Source organism: Streptococcus sp. 596553, assembly GCF_900411395.1.
Taxonomy (GTDB): Bacteria; Bacillota; Bacilli; order Lactobacillales; family Streptococcaceae; genus Streptococcus; species Streptococcus mitis_BA.
Map to the genome: position 1 here is coordinate 260,864 of NZ_OXCQ01000001.1, position 17,182 is coordinate 278,045.

Below are 17,182 nucleotides of genomic sequence, written 5' to 3' on the forward strand. Positions count from 1 at the left end.
TAAATATGAAGAATCGGAGTGAGACTATGAAATACAAACGGATTGTCTTTAAGGTGGGTACTTCTTCTCTGACGAATGAAGATGGAAGTTTATCACGTAGTAAGGTAAAGGCTATTACTCAGCAGTTGGCAATGTTGCACGAGGCTGGTCATGAATTGATTTTGGTGTCGTCGGGTGCCATTGCTGCAGGTTTTGAGGCCTTAGGATTTAAAAAGCGTCCGACTAAGATTGCTGATAAACAGGCTTCAGCAGCGGTAGGGCAAGGCCTTTTGTTGGAAGAATACACGACCAATCTTCTCTTGCGCCAAATTGTTTCTGCACAAATCTTGCTGACCCAGGATGATTTTGTGGATAAGCGCCGTTATAAAAATGCCCATCAGGCTTTGTCAGTTCTACTTAGCCGTGGAGCTATTCCTATCATCAATGAGAATGACAGTGTCGTTATTGATGAGCTCAAGGTTGGGGACAATGATACTCTAAGTGCTCAGGTAGCAGCCATGGTCCAAGCAGACCTTTTGGTTCTCTTGACAGACGTAGACGGTCTTTATACTGGAAATCCTAATTCAGACCCAAGAGCCAAACGCTTGGAGCGAATCGAGACCATCAATCGTGAGATTATTGATATGGCCGGTGGAGCCGGTTCGTCTAATGGGACAGGTGGCATGTTGACCAAAATCAAAGCTGCAACTATCGCGACGGAATCAGGAGTTCCTGTTTATATCTGCTCTTCCTTGAAGTCAGATGCCATGATTGAGGCGGCTGAGGAGACCCAGGATGGTTCCTACTTTGTTGCGCAAGAGAAGGGACTTCGTACCCAGAAACAATGGCTGGCCTTTTATGCTCAGAGTCAAGGTTCTATTTGGGTAGATAAAGGGGCTGCAGAAGCTCTCTCTCAACATGGAAAGAGTCTTCTCTTATCTGGTATCGTTGAAGCAGAAGGCGCCTTTTCTTACGGCGATATTGTGACAGTATTTGACAAGGAAAGTGGAAAATCACTTGGAAAAGGGCGTGTGCAATTTGGTGCATCTGCTTTGGAGGATATGTTGCGTTCTCAAAAAGCCAAGGGTGTCTTGATTCACCGTGATGACTGGATTTCCATTACTCCTGAAATCCAACTACTCTTTACAGAATTTTAGAGGTAAACTATGGTAAGTACACAAGAACAATTTGAACAGGTACAGGCTGTTAAAAAATCAATCAACACGGCTAGTGAAGAGGTAAAAAACCAAGCCTTGCTAGCCATGGCTGACCACTTAGTGGCTGCTACAGAGGAGATTTTAGCGGCTAATGCCCTCGATATGGCAGCGGCTAAGGGGAAAATCTCAGATGTGATGTTGGATCGTCTTTATTTGGATGCAGGACGTATAGAAGCGATGGCAAGAGGAATTCGTGAAGTGGTTGCTTTACCAGATCCAATCGGTGAAGTTTTAGAAACCAATCATCTTGAAAATGGTTTGGTTATCACCAAAAAACGTGTGGCTATGGGTGTCATCGGTATTATCTATGAAAGCCGTCCAAATGTGACGTCTGATGCGGCTGCTTTGGCTCTTAAAAGTGGAAATGCAGTTGTTCTTCGTAGTGGTAAGGACGCCTATCAAACAGCCCATGCCATTGTCACAGCCTTGAAGAAGGGCTTGGAAACGACTACTATTCACCCGGATGTGATTCAACTGGTGGAAGATACCAGCCGAGAAAGCAGCTATGCCATGATGAAGGCCAAGGGCTATCTAGACCTTCTCATTCCTCGTGGAGGGGCTGGCTTGATCAATGCCGTGGTTGAGAATGCTATCGTACCTGTTATTGAGACGGGGACTGGGATTGTCCATGTTTATGTCGATAAGGACGCAGATGACGACAAGGCACTGTCTATCATCAACAATGCCAAAACCAGTCGTCCTTCTGTCTGCAATGCCATGGAGGTTTTACTTGTTCATGAAGATAAGGCAGCAAGCTTCCTTCCTCGCTTGGAGCAAGTGCTGGTTGAGAATCGAAAAGAAGATGGGTTGGAACCAATTCAATTCCGACTTGATAGCAGAGCAAGCCAGTTTGTTTCAGGTCACGCAGCTGAAGCACAAGACTTTGACACCGAGTTTTTAGATTATGTCCTAGCTGTTAAAGTAGTTTCTAGTCTTGAGGAAGCTGTCGAGCATATTGAAGCACACAGTACTCATCATTCGGATGCCATTGTGACGGAAAGTGCTGAAGCTGCAGCATACTTTACAGATCAAGTGGACTCTGCAGCAGTTTATGTCAATGCCTCAACTCGTTTCACAGATGGTGGCCAATTTGGTCTGGGTTGTGAAATGGGAATTTCTACTCAGAAACTGCATGCGCGTGGTCCAATGGGATTAAAAGAGTTGACCAGCTACAAGTATGTTGTTACTGGTGATGGGCAGATAAGGGAGTAAGAGATGAAGATTGGATTTATCGGTTTGGGGAATATGGGGGCTAGCTTGGCCAAGGCTGTCTTGCAGGCTAAGACGGGCGATGACCTTCTTCTTGCCAATCGTAGTCAAGCCAAGGTGGATGCTTTCATCGCCAACTTTGGTGGTCAGGCTTCAAGCAACGAAGAAATATTCGCAGAAGCAGATGTGATTTTTCTAGGAGTGAAGCCTGCTCAGTTTTCTGAACTGCTTTCTCAATACCAGACCATTCTTGAAAAACGAGAGAGCCTTCTTTTGATCTCCATGGCAGCTGGATTGACTTTAGAAAAACTAGCAAGTCTTATCCCAAGTCAACACCGAATTATTCGTATGATGCCAAATACCCCTGCTTCTATCGGACAAGGAGTGATTAGTTATGCCTTGTCTCCTAATTGCAGGGTTGAGGACAGTGAGCTCTCTTGTCAGCTTTTAGCCAAGGCTGGTCTCTTGGTTGAACTTGGGGAAGACTTAATCGATGCAGCGACAGGTCTTGCAGGTTGTGGACCAGCCTTTGTCTATCTCTTTATTGAGGCCTTGGCAGATGCGGGTGTTCAGACGGGATTGCCAAGAGAAACGGCATTGAAAATGGCGGCTCAAACTGTGGTAGGAGCTGGACAATTGGTCCTAGAAACCCAAGAGCATCCTGGGGTCTTGAAAGACCAAGTTTGTAGCCCAGGCGGTTCGACTATCGCTGGTGTAGCAAGCCTAGAAGCGCATGCTTTTCGAGGAACGGTCATGGATGCAGTTGGTCAAGCCTACAAACGAACACAAGAACTAGGTAAATAAGAGGTGGATTTGTCTGCCTCTTTTATGGTGGTTGATACTCTTCGAAAATCTCTTCAAACTGTGTCAGCTTCTATCTGCAACCCCAAAACAGTGTTTTGAGCAACCTGCGACTAGCTTCCTAGTTTGCTCTTTGATTTTCATTGAGTATGAAATGAGAAGACAAAAAGATTGTCACAAACCCCTATTTTTTTGATAGAATAGAAGTAGTAAAAAAGAAATGAGTTAGACATGTCAAAAGGATTTTTAGTCTCTCTTGAGGGACCAGAGGGAGCAGGAAAGACCAGTGTTTTAGAGGCTCTGCTACCAATTTTAGAGGAAAAAGGGGTAGAGGTGCTGACGACCCGTGAACCTGGCGGAGTCTTGATTGGGGAGAAGATTAGGGAAGTGATTTTGGACCCAAGTCATACTCAGATGGATGCTAAGACAGAACTCCTTCTCTATATCGCCAGTCGCAGACAGCACTTGGTGGAAAAAGTTCTTCCAGCACTTGAAGATGGCAAGTTGGTCATTATGGACCGCTTCATCGATAGTTCCGTTGCCTATCAGGGATTTGGTCGTGGCTTGGATATTGACGCCATTGATTGGCTCAATCAGTTTGCGACAGATGGCCTTAAACCCGATTTGACACTCTATTTTGATATTGAGGTGGAAGAAGGACTGGCTCGCATTGCTGCTAATAGCAATCGCGAGGTCAATCGTCTGGACTTGGAAGGGTTGGACTTGCATAAAAAAGTCCGTCACGGTTACCTTTCTCTTCTGGATAAAGAGGGAAATCGCATTGTCAAGATTGATGCTAGTCTCCCTTTGGAGCAGGTTGTGGAAACTACCAAGGCTGTCTTGTTTGACAGAATGGGATTAGCTAAATGAAACAAGATCAACTAAAGGCTTGGCAACCAGCCCAGTTTGACCGCTTTGTCCGTATTTTGGAACAAGACCAGCTCAATCATGCCTACCTCTTTTCAGGTTTCTTTGGAAGCTTGGAAATGGCGCACTTTTTGGCTAAGAGTCTCTTTTGTACGGATAAGGTAGGTGTTTTACCATGTGAGAAATGCCGAAATTGTAAGCTGATTGAACAGGGAGAGTTTCCAGATGTTACCTTGATTAAGCCAGTCAATCAGGTCATCAAGACAGAACGGATTCGAGAATTGGTGGGACAGTTTTCTCAAGCAGGGATTGAAAGTCAGCAACAGGTCTTTATTATCGAGCAAGCTGAGAAAATGCATCCCAACGCAGCTAATTCTCTGCTCAAGGTTATCGAAGAACCCCAGAGTGAGGTTTACATTTTCTTCTTGACCAGCGATGAGGAAAAGATTTTGCCGACAATCCGAAGTCGGACTCAGATTTTCCACTTTAAAAAGCAAGAAGAAAAGCTCATCCATCAATTAGAACAAGCAGGTCTGGTCAAGAAAAAAGCAACTCTTTTAGCCCAGTTTAGTCAATCGCGAGCTGAAGCAGAAAAGTTAGCTAATCAGGCAAGTTTTTGGACATTGGTCGATGAAAGTGAACGCCTGCTGACTTGGTTAGTAGCTAATAAAAAAGAAAGTTATTTGCAAGTTGCCAAACTAGCTAGCTTGGCAGATGATAAGGAAAAACAAGATCAGGTTTTACGGATTCTTGAAGTTCTCTGTGGACAAGATATTCTACAAGCAAGAGTAAGAGTGATTTTACAAGATTTGCTAGAAGCTAGAAAAATGTGGCAAGCTAATGTCAGCTTTCAAAATGCCATAGAATATCTTGTCTTGAAAGAAATATAAACTTAAAAATGATTGATAAAGAAAGGAAAGGGCTGGTTTATGGACAAAAAAGAATTATTTGACGCGCTGGATGATTTTTCCCAACAGTTATTGGTAACCTTGGCCGATGTGGAAGCCATCAAGAAAAATCTCAAGAGCCTGGTAGAGGAAAATACAGCTCTTCGTTTGGAAAATAGTAAATTGCGCGAACGCTTGGGTGAGGTGGAAGCAGACGCTCCTGTCAAGGCTAAGCATGTTCGTGAAAGTGTCCGTCGAATTTATAAAGATGGATTTCACGTATGTAATGATTTTTATGGACAACGTCGAGAGCAGGACGAGGAATGTATGTTCTGTGACGAGTTGTTGTACAGGGAGTAGGCATGCAGATTCAAAAAAGTTTTAAGGGGCAGTCTCCCTATGGCAAGCTGTACCTAGTGGCAACGCCGATTGGCAATCTAGATGATATGACCTTTCGTGCTATTCAGACCTTGAAAGAAGTGGACTGGATTGCTGCTGAGGACACGCGCAATACAGGTCTATTGCTCAAGCATTTTGACATTTCTACCAAGCAGATTAGTTTTCATGAGCACAATGCCAAGGAAAAGATTCCTGATTTGATTGGTTTCCTGAAAGCAGGGAAAAGTATTGCTCAAGTATCCGATGCGGGTCTGCCTAGTATCTCAGACCCTGGTCATGATTTGGTTAAGGCAGCCATTGAGGAAGAAATTGCGGTTGTGACTGTTCCGGGTGCCTCTGCAGGAATTTCTGCTTTGATTGCCAGTGGTTTAGCGCCACAGCCACATATCTTTTACGGCTTTTTACCGAGAAAATCAGGCCAGCAAAAGCAATTTTTCGACTCGAAAAAAGATTATCCTGAAACTCAGATTTTCTATGAATCTCCCCATCGTGTGGCATATACGTTGGAAAATATGCTAGAAGTCTATGGTGACCGCTCGGTCGTATTGGTCAGAGAATTGACCAAAATCTATGAAGAATACCAAAGAGGTACCATTTCGGAATTGCTGAAAAGCATAGCTGAAACGTCACTCAAGGGCGAATGCCTTCTCATCGTTGAAGGTGCCAGTCAGGATGTGGAGGAAAAAGACGAGGAGGACTTGTTCTTAGAAATCCAAGCCCGTATCCAGCAAGGCATGAAGAAAAATCAAGCTATCAAGGAAGTCGCTAAGATTTACCAGTGGAATAAAAGCCAGCTCTACGCTGCCTATCACGATTGGGAAGAAAATCAAGAAAATGACTAAACAGGGAAGTTTGCCTTCTTCCCTTTTTTTGTTATACTAGTAGAAGAAAAAATTAGAAAGATTTGTGGGAGTGAAAAAGTCTGGGGGACTTTTTCAGCCTGAGCCAAGAAATTCGAAAACTCTTAAGTTTGATTGGCTTTTTCAATGTGAACCTTGTCTTCACACTCCCAAAGAGGTATTAGTGTCGTGTCTCAATCTTATATCAATGTTATCGGTGCTGGTTTGGCAGGTTCTGAAGCAGCCTACCAAATCGCAGAACGTGGTATTCCAGTTAAACTTTATGAAATGCGTGGTGTCAAGTCAACACCTCAACACAAAACAAACAATTTTGCTGAGTTGGTTTGTTCCAATTCTCTTCGTGGGGATGCTTTGACAAATGCCGTTGGGCTCCTCAAGGAAGAAATGCGTCGCTTGGGTTCAGTTATCTTGGAATCTGCTGAAGCAACCCGTGTTCCTGCAGGAGGTGCTCTTGCGGTGGACCGTGATGGTTTCTCCCAAATGGTAACCGAAAAAGTTGCCAACCATCCCTTGATTGAAGTGGTTCGTGATGAAATTACAGAATTACCGACTGATGTAATCACAGTTGTCGCTACTGGTCCTTTGACTAGCGATGCCTTGGCTGAAAAGATTCATGCTCTTAATGACGGCGATGGTTTCTATTTCTACGATGCGGCAGCGCCTATTATCGATGTCAATACTATCGATATGAGCAAGGTCTATCTAAAATCTCGTTATGATAAGGGAGAAGCAGCCTACCTCAATGCCCCTATGACCAAGCAAGAATTTATGGATTTCCATGAAGCCTTGGTCAATGCGGAAGAAGCACCGCTTAATTCTTTTGAAAAAGAAAAGTACTTTGAAGGCTGTATGCCTATCGAAGTCATGGCCAAACGTGGCATTAAAACCATGCTTTATGGACCTATGAAGCCAGTGGGGCTTGAGTATCCTGACGACTACACAGGACCTCGTGATGGAGAATTCAAAACACCTTATGCGGTGGTTCAGCTGCGTCAGGACAATGCGGCTGGTAGCCTCTACAATATCGTCGGTTTCCAGACCCACCTCAAATGGGGAGAACAAAAGCGTGTCTTCCAAATGATTCCAGGTCTTGAAAATGCTGAGTTTGTTCGTTATGGTGTTATGCACCGCAATTCTTACATGGATTCACCGAATCTTCTTGAACAGACTTATCGTTCTAAGAAACAACCAAATCTCTTCTTTGCTGGTCAGATGACGGGTGTGGAAGGTTATGTTGAGTCAGCAGCGTCAGGCTTAGTTGCGGGAATTAACGCGGCTCGTCTTTTCAAGGGAGAAAGCGAGGCTATTTTCCCAGAGACGACAGCGATTGGAAGCTTAGCTCATTACATCACCCATGCTGACAGCAAACATTTCCAACCAATGAATGTCAATTTCGGTATTATCAAGGAGTTGGAAGGCGAACGTATCCGTGATAAGAAGGCTCGATATGAAAAAATTGCAGAGCGTGCCCTTAGTGACTTAGAGGAATTTTTAACAGTCTAATTTTTTTGAAAGAATTGCTCATGATACTATAAAAATCTTAGAAATTGTGATAAAATAGGTAGGATAAAAGAAGGAGAGTGAAAATGGCGAATCCCAAGTATAAACGTATTTTAATCAAGTTATCAGGTGAAGCCCTTGCCGGTGAACGAGGCGTAGGGATTGATATCCAAACAGTTCAAACAATCGCAAAAGAGATTCAAGAAGTTCATAGCTTAGGTATCGAAATTGCCCTTGTTATCGGTGGAGGAAATCTTTGGCGTGGAGAACCTGCTGCAGAAGCAGGAATGGACCGCGTTCAGGCAGATTACACAGGAATGCTTGGGACTGTTATGAATGCTCTTGTGATGGCAGATTCATTGCAACAAGTTGGTGTCGATACGCGTGTGCAAACTGCCATTGCTATGCAACAAGTGGCTGAGCCTTATGTACGTGGACGTGCCCTTCGTCACCTTGAAAAAGGCCGTATCGTTATCTTTGGTGCCGGAATTGGTTCACCTTACTTCTCAACAGATACAACAGCGGCCCTTCGTGCAGCTGAAATCGAAGCAGATGCTATCCTTATGGCTAAAAATGGCGTAGATGGTGTTTACAATGCCGATCCTAAGAAGGACAAGACAGCTGTTAAATTTGAAGAATTGACTCACCGTGATGTTATTAACAAAGGTCTTCGTATCATGGACTCAACAGCTTCAACCCTCTCAATGGATAACGACATTGACTTGGTTGTCTTCAACATGAACCAACCAGGCAACATCAAACGTGTCGTATTTGGTGAAAATATCGGAACAACTGTTTCAAATAATATTTAAGAAAAGGAATAAGAAAGATTATGGCTAACGCAATTATTGAAAAAGCTAAAGAGAGAATGACCCAGTCTCACCAATCACTTGCTCGTGAATTTGGTGGTATCCGTGCTGGTCGTGCCAATGCAAGCTTGCTTGACCGTGTACATGTAGAATACTATGGAGTAGAAACTCCTCTTAACCAAATCGCTTCCATTACGATTCCAGAAGCGCGTGTTTTGTTGGTAACACCATTTGACAAGTCTTCATTGAAAGACATCGAACGTGCCTTGAACGCTTCTGATCTTGGTATCACACCAGCTAACGATGGTTCTGTGATTCGCTTGGTTATCCCTGCTCTTACAGAAGAAACTCGTCGTGACCTTGCTAAAGAAGTGAAGAAGGTCGGCGAAAATGCTAAAGTGGCTGTCCGCAATATCCGTCGTGATGCTATGGACGAAGCTAAGAAACAAGAAAAAGCAAAAGAAATCACTGAAGACGAATTGAAGACTCTTGAAAAAGATATTCAAAAAGTAACAGACGATGCTGTCAAGCACATCGACGACATGACTGCCAACAAAGAAAAAGAACTTTTGGAAGTCTAAAAATAAACAGAAAAACTCAGTTGGCATTGCTGGCTGAGTTTTATTCGAAAGAAGGAAATATGAATACAAATCTTGCAAGTTTTATCGTTGGACTCATCATCGATGAAAATGACCGTTTTTACTTTGTGCAAAAGGATGGTCAAACCTATGCTCTTGCTAAGGAAGAAGATCAACATACAGTAGGGGATACGGTTAAAGGTTTTGCCTACACGGATATGAAGCAAAAACTCCGTCTGACAACCATAGAAGTGACTGCCACTCAGGACCAATTTGGTTGGGGAACTGTAACGGAAGTTCGTAAAGACTTGGGTGTCTTTGTGGATACAGGCCTGCCTGACAAGGAAATCGTTGTGTCACTCGATATTCTCCCTGAGCTCAAGGAACTCTGGCCTAAGAAGGGCGACCAACTCTACATCCGTCTTGAAGTGGACAAGAAAGACCGTATCTGGGGACTCTTGGCTTATCAAGAAGACTTCCAACGTCTGGCTCGTCCTGCCTACAACAACATGCAGAACCAAAACTGGCCAGCCATTGTTTACCGTCTCAAGCTGTCAGGAACCTTTGTCTACCTACCAGAAAATAACATGCTTGGCTTTATCCATCCTAGCGAGCGCTATGCAGAACCACGTTTGGGGCAAGTATTAGATGCGCGTGTTATTGGTTTCCGTGAAGTGGACCGTACCTTGAACCTTTCCCTTAAACCACGTTCTTTTGAGATGTTGGAAAATGATGCCCAGATGATTTTGACCTATTTGGAAAGCAATGGCGGTTTTATGACCTTGAATGATAAGTCATCCCCTGAGGATATCAAGGCAACCTTTGGTATTTCTAAAGGTCAGTTCAAGAAAACACTTGGTGGCTTGATGAAGGCTGGCAAAATCAAGCAAGACCAGTTTGGGACAGAGTTGATTTAGGGAGACATATGAGAAAATCATTTTACACTTGGCTTATGACTGAGCGCAATCCTAAAAGTAATAGTCCTAAAGCTATCTTGGCAGACCTAGCTTTTGAAGAGTCTTCCTTCCCAAAACACACCGATGATTTTGATGAGGTGAGTCGCTTTTTGGAAGAACATGCCAGTTTCTCTTTTAACCTAGGAGACTTTGACGCTATCTGGCAAGAATACTTAGAACACTAGCATGATTCACTGGGTTTGGGCTAGTAATTTCTCCATCCCTCTGCTATAATAAAAAGAAATAAAAGGATTAGAGAGGTTCTTTATTTGAAGGAACATTCAATAGACATTCAACTGAGTCATCCAGATGACCTGTTTCATCTTTTTGGTTCCAATGAACGCCATCTTCGTTTGATGGAAGAAGAGCTTGATGTGGTGATTCATGCTCGTACGGAGATTGTCCAGGTTTTGGGAGAAGAGTCTGCTTGCGAGGAAGCTCGTCAGGTTATCCAAGCTTTGATGGTCTTGGTGAACCGTGGGATGACCGTTGGTACGCCAGATGTGGTGACTGCAACTAGCATGGTCAAAAACGATGAAATTGATAAGTTTGTCGCCCTTTACGAAGAAGAAATTATCAAGGACAATACAGGGAAGCCTATCCGTGTCAAAACACTGGGTCAAAAACTTTATGTGGATAGTGTTAAACAGCATGATGTGACCTTTGGAATCGGACCAGCAGGGACAGGGAAGACCTTTCTTGCAGTGACCTTGGCAGTGACAGCCCTTAAACGTGGGCAGGTTAAGCGGATTATCCTAACTCGTCCAGCAGTGGAAGCTGGCGAGAGTCTAGGATTTCTTCCGGGTGATCTTAAGGAGAAAGTAGATCCTTACCTTAGACCTGTTTACGATGCCTTGTATCAGATTTTGGGGAAAGACCAAACAACTCGTCTCATGGAGCGTGAAATTATCGAAATCGCGCCCCTTGCCTACATGCGTGGACGAACCTTGGATGATGCCTTTGTCATTCTCGATGAGGCGCAAAATACAACCATCATGCAGATGAAGATGTTTTTGACGCGTTTAGGTTTTAATTCTAAAATGATTGTCAATGGAGATATCAGTCAGATTGACCTGCCGCGTAATGTCAAGTCTGGTTTGATTGATGCTCAAGAAAAACTCAAGAACATCCATCAGATTGACTTTGTTCATTTTTCAGCTAAGGATGTGGTTCGCCATCCAGTTGTCGCTCAGATTATCCGAGCTTATGAACCAGCACCTGTCAAGAATGAAGAGAGTGAAGAAGTCCAAGAAAAAACAGAATAGCAAAAAAGAGCAGTTCAGGTGGAATTGCTCTTTCTTTTATCTGATAATTAGATTTTTTAGATTAGTTCATCAATTGGAGTATGTTTTTTATCGAGACCTTGGGCTACTGGAAGACTGGTTAAGTAACCTTGATAAGTAGTAACACCTTGGCGCAAGCCCTCATCTTCAGAGATTGCTTGTACAAAACCTTTACCAGCCAAAGTTTCGATATAAGGAAGAGTGACATTGGTTAGGGCAATGGTTGAAGTACGAGCAACCGCACCAGGTATATTGGCAACGGCATAGTGGAGCACACCGTGTTTTTCATAGACAGGCTCATCGTGCGTTGTCACACGGTCAGCTGTCTCGATAACACCACCTTGGTCAACAGCAACGTCAACGATGACTGATCCTGGACGCATTTGCTTGACCATCTCATCTGTGACCAGTTTTGGTGCCTTGGCACCTGGGATGAGAACCGCTCCGATCACCACATCCGCATCTCTCACACTGGCTTCGATGTTGAAAGAATTTGACATAAGAGTTTGAATTTGGTGACCAAAGACCTCCTCTAAAACGGAGAGACGTTTAGCACTGATATCAAGGATGGTCACTTGCGCTCCCAATCCTAAAGCGATGCGGGCAGCATGGGTCCCTACGACACCGCCACCGATGATGGTTACTTTCCCTTTAGGTACACCCGGTACACCACCCAGTAGAACGCCAGAACCTCCTGCTTGCTTAGTTAGGAAATGAGCACCGATTTGGACTGCCATACGGCCTGCAACCTCACTCATAGGAACGAGGAGTGGTAATTGACCTTGGGAATCACGGACAGTTTCATAGGCAATCCCAGTTGTTTTTGATTCCAACATAGCATCTGCTAATTCTGGAGCAGCGGCCATGTGCAAGTAGGTGAAGAGAAGCAGGTCGTCACGTAAGTAACCATATTCAGAATCTAGTGGTTCTTTTACTTTCACGACCAACTCTGCAGCCCAGGCTTCACCAGCAGTAGCGACAATTTCAGCTCCTTGCTTTTGATAGTCAGCATCAGTAAAGCCAGAACCGAGACCAGCATTTGTTTCGATAAGGACGCGATGACCACGACCGACTAAACTGTGGACACCAGCAGGTGTGAGGGCAACACGGTTTTCATTATTCTTAATTTCTTTTGGAATTCCGATTAACATAGAGAAAAACTCACTTTCTATTGACGGGTTGTAAATGATTTATCACAATTATCTATAAAATAAGGTGATGATTTTATTCTATATGAAACCGCTTTAAAAAGCAAGAAAAATTTGTTATCACTTCTTTTTTATGCTAGACTGGTAGAAAATACTTTTGAATGGAGGAAACCTATGGAATCAATCTTTTTAAAACTAGCTCAGTATCCAATAGTAGAGACAGAGCGTTTATTGCTTAGACCTGTAACTTTGGACGATGCGGAAGCAATGTTTGACTATGCCTCGGACAAGGATAATACACGTTACACTTTTCTAACCAATCAAAATTTAGAAGAAACCAAAAATAATATTGCTCAGTTCTACTTGGCTAATCCCTTGGGACGTTGGGGAATAGAACTAAAAAGCAATGGTCAGTTTATCGGAACCATTGACTTGCACAAGATTGATTCTGTTCTTAAGAAGGCAGCTATTGGCTACATTATCAATAAAAAGTATTGGAATCAAGGATTGACGACAGAATCCAATCGTGCCGTAATTGAGCTGGCTTTTGAGAAGATTGGAATGAACAAGTTGACCGCCCTTTACGATAAGGCTAATCCCGCGTCAGGAAAGGTCATGGAGAAATCAGGCATGCGTTTTTCACATGCAGAACCATATGCTTGTATGGACCAGCATGAAGAAGGCCGAATCGTGACAAGAGTTCATTATGTCTTGACCAAGGAAGACTATTTTGCAAATAAATAAGCAGTTGAGAAGAAATTTTCAACTGTTTTTTCTTTCTCTTACGAATAATCTAAGAGAGGAGAAAATATGGAAGCAATTATCGAGAAAATTAAAGAGTATAAAATCATTGTTATCTGTACTGGTCTGGGCTTGCTTGTAGGCGGATTTTTCCTGCTAAAGCCAGCTCCACACACACCTGTCAAAGAAACGAATTTGCAGGCAGAAGTTGCAGCTGTTTCCAAGGATTCATCGACCGAAAAGGAAGTGAAGAAGGAGGAACCGGTTGAACAAGATCTAATCACAGTAGATGTAAAAGGCGCTGTTAAAGCACCTGGAATTTATGATTTGCCGGTAGGTAGTCGGGTCAATGATGCTGTTCAGAAGGCAGGTGGCTTGACAGAGCAAGCAGATAGCAAGTCGCTCAATCTAGCTCAGAAAGTTAGTGATGAGGCTCTGGTTTACGTTCCCACTAAGGGAGAAGAAGCAGCTAGTCAACAGACTGGTTCTGGGATGGCTTCTTCAACAAGCAAGGAAAAGAAGGTCAATATTAACAAGGCCAGTCTGGAAGAACTCAAGCAGGTCAAAGGCTTGGGAGGAAAACGAGCCCAGGATATTATCGATCATCGTGAGACGAATGGCAAATTCAAGTCGGTTGATGAACTTAAGAAGGTCTCTGGCATTGGTGCTAAAACGATAGAAAAGCTAAAAGACTATGTTACAGTGGATTAAGAAACTCCCTATTCCCCTAATTTACCTGAGTTTTCTATTGCTCTGGATTTACTACGCCATTTTCTCATCATCTTATCTCGCACTGCTGGGCTTTGTTTTTCTGCTAGTTTGTCTCTTTATTCAATTTCCTTGGAAATCTGCTAGCAAAGTTCTAGTGCTTTGCGGAATCTTTGCCTTCTGGTTTCTGTTTCAAACTTGGCAACAGAGTCAAGCTGGTCAAAACCTAGCGGATTCTGTTGAAAGAGTACGGATTTTGCCCGACACTATTAAGGTCAATGGTGCTAGTTTATCCTTTCGTGGCAAGTCTGATGGACGCATTTTTCAAGTCTATTATAAATTCCAGTCCGAGGAGGAGAAGGAATCCTTTCAAGCCTTAACAGACCTTCATGAGATAGGACTAGAAGGGAAGCTTTCGGAGCCAGAAGGGCAGAGAAATTTTGGTGGCTTTGATTACCAAGCTTATCTGAAGACTCAGGGAGTTTACCAGATTATCAATATCAAAAGAATACAGTCACTTAAACAAGTTCGCAGTTGGGATATAGGTGAAAACCTGTCCAGTTTACGCCGAAAGGCTGTGGTTTGGATTAAGACACATTTTCCAGACCCTATGCGCAATTACATGACAGGTCTCTTGTTAGGGCATCTGGACACAGATTTTGAGGAGATGAATGAACTTTATTCCAGTCTAGGAATTATCCATCTCTTTGCCTTATCGGGTATGCAGGTAGGCTTTTTCATGGATGGATTTAGGAAGCTACTTTTGCGATTAGGCTTGACCCAAGAAAAGTTGAAATGGCTGACTTATCCCTTTTCCCTTCTCTATGCGGGCCTGACTGGATTTTCAGCCTCGGTCATTCGCAGTCTTTTGCAGAAGCTACTGGCTCAACATGGGGTTAAGGGCTTGGATAATTTTGCCTTGACGGTTCTTGTCCTCTTTATCATCATGCCTGACTTTTTCCTGACAGCAGGAGGAGTCTTGTCTTGTGCCTACGCTTTTATCTTGACCATGACCAGCAAAGAAGAGGAGGGGCTCAAGGCTGTTGCCAGAGAAAGTCTAGTCATCTTCTTGGGAATACTGCCCATTCTGTCCTTCTATTTTGCGGAATTTCAACCTTGGTCCATCCTCTTGACCTTTGTCTTTTCCTTTCTTTTTGACTTGGTCTTCTTACCGCTCTTGTCTATCTTATTTGCCCTTTCCTTTCTCTATCCAGTCATTCAGCTGAATTTTATTTTTGAATGGTTGGAGGGAATGATTCGCTTGGTATCACAGGTGGCAAGTAGACCTCTGGTCTTTGGACAACCGAATGCATGGCTGTTGATACTACTATTAATTTCTTTGGCTTTGGTCTATGATTTGAGGAAAAACATTAAAAGGTTAACGGTATTGAGCTTATTGATTACCGGTCTCTTTTTCTTGACAAAGCATCCACTGGAAAATGAAATTACAATGCTGGATGTTGGGCAAGGTGAAAGTATTTTTCTAAGGGATCTAACTGGGAAGAGCATTCTCATAGATGTAGGTGGTAAGGCAGAATCTGATAAGAAAATTGAAAAATGGCAAGAAAAGACGACGACCAGCAATGCCCAGCGAACCTTGATACCCTATCTTAAAAGTCGTGGAGTGGCCAAGATTGACCAGCTAATTTTGACTAACACGGACAAGGAGCATATTGGAGATTTGTTGGAAGTGGCCAAGGCTTTCCATGTAGGCGAAATTTTAGTGTCAAAAGGCAGTCTAAAACAGAAGGAATTTGTGGCAGAACTACAGGCGACTCAAACTAACGTGCGTAGTGTGACAGTAGGGGAGAACTTATCCATTTTTGGAAGTCAGTTAGAAGTTCTATCTCCAAGGAAAATGGGAGATGGCGATCATGAAGATTCCCTGGTTTTGTATGGAAAACTCTTGGATAAGCACTTTCTCTTCACGGGAAATTTGGAGGAGAAAGGAGAGAGGGACTTGCTGAAGCACTATCCTGACCTAGAGGTGGATGTTTTGAAAGCTAGCCAACATGGCTCTAAAAAATCATCAAGTTCAGTCTTTTTAGAACAGCTCAAACCAGAGATGACTCTCATCTCAGTTGGAAAGAGTAATCGAACCAAACTCCCCCATCAGGAAACCTTGACCCGACTGGAGGGTATCAATAGCAAAGTTTATCGAACTGACCAGCAAGGAGCTATACGTTTTAAGGGGTTGGATAGTTGGAAAATCGAAAGTGTTCGATAGGAAGGACAAATATTATATATTAGTAAAATAAAATTAAAATAAATCAAAAAAACTATTGCATAACAGATAAAAAAATGATATAATTAAAGCGCTTTCGAAAGTAAATAAATTAGTGAGGTGAAAACCATGAAAAAATCAGCAAAAGTTGTTTTATTAGCTAGTTTGTTATCTATTGGTCTTTTTCAGTCTAGTGTATCTGCTGAGAGTGTTCTTAAAAGTTATCGGTATGATTGGAATCTCTTCTATAGGTATAGTATGAATTACCATGGACATAGATATAAGGTCATTCCGGAATGGTCTCATTATTATAGCTATGCTGAGTATAAAGTTGGTTATGGCTGGAATTTCGATCGTTATGAGGTCATAAACAACTATACTGGAGGTTATTAATCCTTAAAGAGTGAGAAAAAGGAGGGCTAGATATGTTGCAGCTTACTCATGTTACCCTAAAAACGAGACAAGTCATCTTACAAGATGTTGATTTTACATTTGAAAAGGGTAGGATTTATGGTATTCTTGCTATCAATGGTTCTGGAAAGACGACCCTGTTCCGCGCCATTAGCAATTTAATTCCTATAAGTAGTGGAAATATCGCAGTCCCTCCTTCTTTATTTTATTATGAGAGTATTGAATGGCTGGATGAAAACTTAAGTGGGATGGACTATCTTTGTCTCATAAAAAATATCTGGAAGTCAGACCTAAACTTGAGGGATGAAATCACCTACTGGGAAATGTCTGACTATATCAGCCTTCCCATCCGCAAGTGTTCCTTAGGCATGAAGCAACGCTTGGTGATTGCCATGTATTTCCTGAGTCAAGCGAAATGCTGGCTCATGGATGAGATTACCAATGGTTTAGACGAGTATTATCGACAGAAGTTTTTTGATAGGTTAGCACAAATCAATAGGCAAGAACAGCTGGTTCTTTTGAGTTCCCACTACAAAGAGGAGTTAGTGGAGATTTGCGATAGCATGGTAACCATTCATCAGGGGCAGATAGAAGAGGTTTAGTTT

General features: G+C 42.9%; 19 protein-coding genes. 18 read left to right on the plus strand and 1 reads right to left on the minus strand.

Annotation, left to right across the window (positions count from 1 at the left end):
* Positions 1 to 26: 26 nt before the first annotated feature.
* From proB to DSY56_RS01350, 13 genes are all read left to right on the plus strand, one after another.
* Positions 27 to 1,136, plus strand: coding sequence for a glutamate 5-kinase (gene proB / locus DSY56_RS01290; RefSeq protein ID WP_234990539.1), 1,110 nt, complete (start codon positions 27 to 29; stop codon positions 1,134 to 1,136).
* Between the two features lie 9 nt (positions 1,137 to 1,145).
* Positions 1,146 to 2,408, plus strand: coding sequence for a glutamate-5-semialdehyde dehydrogenase (locus DSY56_RS01295; RefSeq protein WP_112443596.1), 1,263 nt, complete (start codon positions 1,146 to 1,148; stop codon positions 2,406 to 2,408).
* Positions 2,409 to 2,411: 3 nt separating this feature from the next.
* The gene (gene proC / locus DSY56_RS01300) at positions 2,412 to 3,209 is read left to right on the plus strand and encodes a pyrroline-5-carboxylate reductase (protein ID WP_112443597.1); all 798 of its coding nucleotides are present in this window, start codon (positions 2,412 to 2,414) and stop codon (positions 3,207 to 3,209) included.
* Positions 3,210 to 3,437: 228 nt separating this feature from the next.
* A complete protein-coding gene (tmk, locus tag DSY56_RS01305) occupies positions 3,438 to 4,076 on the plus strand; it encodes a dTMP kinase (RefSeq protein ID WP_112443598.1) in 639 nt (212 codons plus the stop codon).
* The gene (locus DSY56_RS01310) at positions 4,073 to 4,963 is read left to right on the plus strand and encodes a DNA polymerase III subunit delta' (RefSeq protein ID WP_112443599.1); all 891 of its coding nucleotides are present in this window, start codon (positions 4,073 to 4,075) and stop codon (positions 4,961 to 4,963) included. The genes tmk and DSY56_RS01310 overlap by 4 nt, the downstream gene beginning before the upstream one ends.
* A gap of 39 nt (positions 4,964 to 5,002) precedes the next feature.
* Complete coding sequence (yabA, locus tag DSY56_RS01315; protein WP_000358227.1) at positions 5,003 to 5,320, plus strand: DNA replication initiation control protein YabA; 318 nt, start codon at positions 5,003 to 5,005, stop codon at positions 5,318 to 5,320.
* 2 nt (positions 5,321 to 5,322) lie between these two features.
* On the plus strand, positions 5,323 to 6,201 hold the full coding sequence (gene rsmI / locus DSY56_RS01320; RefSeq protein WP_112443600.1) for a 16S rRNA (cytidine(1402)-2'-O)-methyltransferase: 879 nt from the start codon (positions 5,323 to 5,325) through the stop codon (positions 6,199 to 6,201).
* 186 nt (positions 6,202 to 6,387) lie between these two features.
* Positions 6,388 to 7,722 (plus strand): methylenetetrahydrofolate--tRNA-(uracil(54)-C(5))-methyltransferase (FADH(2)-oxidizing) TrmFO, encoded by a 1,335-nt coding sequence (gene trmFO / locus DSY56_RS01325; RefSeq protein WP_112443601.1) that lies wholly within the window; start codon positions 6,388 to 6,390, stop codon positions 7,720 to 7,722.
* Between the two features lie 83 nt (positions 7,723 to 7,805).
* Entirely contained in the window at positions 7,806 to 8,531 is a 726-nt protein-coding gene (pyrH, locus tag DSY56_RS01330; RefSeq protein ID WP_000002995.1) for a UMP kinase, read from the plus strand.
* A 20-nt stretch (positions 8,532 to 8,551) separates the two neighbouring features.
* Complete coding sequence (gene frr, locus DSY56_RS01335; protein ID WP_001262225.1) at positions 8,552 to 9,109, plus strand: ribosome recycling factor; 558 nt, start codon at positions 8,552 to 8,554, stop codon at positions 9,107 to 9,109.
* A 59-nt stretch (positions 9,110 to 9,168) separates the two neighbouring features.
* On the plus strand, positions 9,169 to 10,023 hold the full coding sequence (cvfB, locus tag DSY56_RS01340) for an RNA-binding virulence regulatory protein CvfB (RefSeq protein WP_112443602.1): 855 nt from the start codon (positions 9,169 to 9,171) through the stop codon (positions 10,021 to 10,023).
* A gap of 8 nt (positions 10,024 to 10,031) precedes the next feature.
* On the plus strand, positions 10,032 to 10,247 hold the full coding sequence (locus DSY56_RS01345) for a YozE family protein (protein ID WP_001232089.1): 216 nt from the start codon (positions 10,032 to 10,034) through the stop codon (positions 10,245 to 10,247).
* Between the two features lie 84 nt (positions 10,248 to 10,331).
* Positions 10,332 to 11,327, plus strand: coding sequence for a PhoH family protein (locus tag DSY56_RS01350; RefSeq protein WP_112443603.1), 996 nt, complete (start codon positions 10,332 to 10,334; stop codon positions 11,325 to 11,327).
* A gap of 56 nt (positions 11,328 to 11,383) precedes the next feature.
* Here the strand turns inward: DSY56_RS01350 and ald are convergent, their stop codons facing one another.
* Complete coding sequence (ald, locus tag DSY56_RS01355) at positions 11,384 to 12,496, minus strand: alanine dehydrogenase (RefSeq protein WP_112443604.1); 1,113 nt, start codon at positions 12,494 to 12,496, stop codon at positions 11,384 to 11,386.
* Positions 12,497 to 12,667: 171 nt separating this feature from the next.
* Here ald and DSY56_RS01360 point away from each other — a divergent pair, with 171 nt between their 5' ends.
* From DSY56_RS01360 to DSY56_RS01380, 5 genes are all read left to right on the plus strand, one after another.
* Positions 12,668 to 13,237 (plus strand): GNAT family N-acetyltransferase, encoded by a 570-nt coding sequence (locus DSY56_RS01360; RefSeq protein WP_112443605.1) that lies wholly within the window; start codon positions 12,668 to 12,670, stop codon positions 13,235 to 13,237.
* Positions 13,238 to 13,303: 66 nt separating this feature from the next.
* On the plus strand, positions 13,304 to 13,945 hold the full coding sequence (locus DSY56_RS01365; protein ID WP_112443606.1) for a helix-hairpin-helix domain-containing protein: 642 nt from the start codon (positions 13,304 to 13,306) through the stop codon (positions 13,943 to 13,945).
* Positions 13,929 to 16,169, plus strand: a complete 2,241-nt coding sequence (locus tag DSY56_RS01370; protein WP_112443607.1) for a DNA internalization-related competence protein ComEC/Rec2 — start codon at positions 13,929 to 13,931, stop codon at positions 16,167 to 16,169. Before DSY56_RS01365 ends, DSY56_RS01370 begins: the two co-directional genes overlap by 17 nt.
* A 126-nt stretch (positions 16,170 to 16,295) precedes the next feature.
* Positions 16,296 to 16,559 carry a hypothetical protein gene (locus DSY56_RS01375; protein WP_112443608.1) on the plus strand — a complete coding sequence of 88 codons (264 nt, stop codon included), beginning with the start codon at positions 16,296 to 16,298 and terminating at the stop codon, positions 16,557 to 16,559.
* Positions 16,560 to 16,591: 32 nt separating this feature from the next.
* A complete protein-coding gene (locus DSY56_RS01380; RefSeq protein WP_112443609.1) occupies positions 16,592 to 17,179 on the plus strand; it encodes an ABC transporter ATP-binding protein in 588 nt (195 codons plus the stop codon).
* Positions 17,180 to 17,182: the final 3 nt, after the last annotated feature.

What these genes read in the sequence shown, in the direction of transcription:
- frr (WP_001262225.1), top strand. Translation starts at nt 8,552, where the DNA reads ATGGCTAACGCAATTATTGAAAAAGCTAAAGAGAGAATGACCCAGTCT.
- ald (WP_112443604.1), bottom strand. Translation starts at nt 12,496, where the DNA reads ATGTTAATCGGAATTCCAAAAGAAATTAAGAATAATGAAAACCGTGTT.
- DSY56_RS01370 (WP_112443607.1), top strand. Translation starts at nt 13,929, where the DNA reads ATGTTACAGTGGATTAAGAAACTCCCTATTCCCCTAATTTACCTGAGT.
- DSY56_RS01310 (WP_112443599.1), top strand. Translation starts at nt 4,073, where the DNA reads ATGAAACAAGATCAACTAAAGGCTTGGCAACCAGCCCAGTTTGACCGC.
- tmk (WP_112443598.1), top strand. Translation starts at nt 3,438, where the DNA reads ATGTCAAAAGGATTTTTAGTCTCTCTTGAGGGACCAGAGGGAGCAGGA.
- DSY56_RS01295 (WP_112443596.1), top strand. Translation starts at nt 1,146, where the DNA reads ATGGTAAGTACACAAGAACAATTTGAACAGGTACAGGCTGTTAAAAAA.
- proB (WP_234990539.1), top strand. Translation starts at nt 27, where the DNA reads ATGAAATACAAACGGATTGTCTTTAAGGTGGGTACTTCTTCTCTGACG.
- DSY56_RS01365 (WP_112443606.1), top strand. Translation starts at nt 13,304, where the DNA reads ATGGAAGCAATTATCGAGAAAATTAAAGAGTATAAAATCATTGTTATC.
- DSY56_RS01345 (WP_001232089.1), top strand. Translation starts at nt 10,032, where the DNA reads ATGAGAAAATCATTTTACACTTGGCTTATGACTGAGCGCAATCCTAAA.
- cvfB (WP_112443602.1), top strand. Translation starts at nt 9,169, where the DNA reads ATGAATACAAATCTTGCAAGTTTTATCGTTGGACTCATCATCGATGAA.
- DSY56_RS01360 (WP_112443605.1), top strand. Translation starts at nt 12,668, where the DNA reads ATGGAATCAATCTTTTTAAAACTAGCTCAGTATCCAATAGTAGAGACA.
- pyrH (WP_000002995.1), top strand. Translation starts at nt 7,806, where the DNA reads ATGGCGAATCCCAAGTATAAACGTATTTTAATCAAGTTATCAGGTGAA.
- DSY56_RS01380 (WP_112443609.1), top strand. Translation starts at nt 16,592, where the DNA reads ATGTTGCAGCTTACTCATGTTACCCTAAAAACGAGACAAGTCATCTTA.
- proC (WP_112443597.1), top strand. Translation starts at nt 2,412, where the DNA reads ATGAAGATTGGATTTATCGGTTTGGGGAATATGGGGGCTAGCTTGGCC.
- yabA (WP_000358227.1), top strand. Translation starts at nt 5,003, where the DNA reads ATGGACAAAAAAGAATTATTTGACGCGCTGGATGATTTTTCCCAACAG.
- DSY56_RS01375 (WP_112443608.1), top strand. Translation starts at nt 16,296, where the DNA reads ATGAAAAAATCAGCAAAAGTTGTTTTATTAGCTAGTTTGTTATCTATT.
- rsmI (WP_112443600.1), top strand. Translation starts at nt 5,323, where the DNA reads ATGCAGATTCAAAAAAGTTTTAAGGGGCAGTCTCCCTATGGCAAGCTG.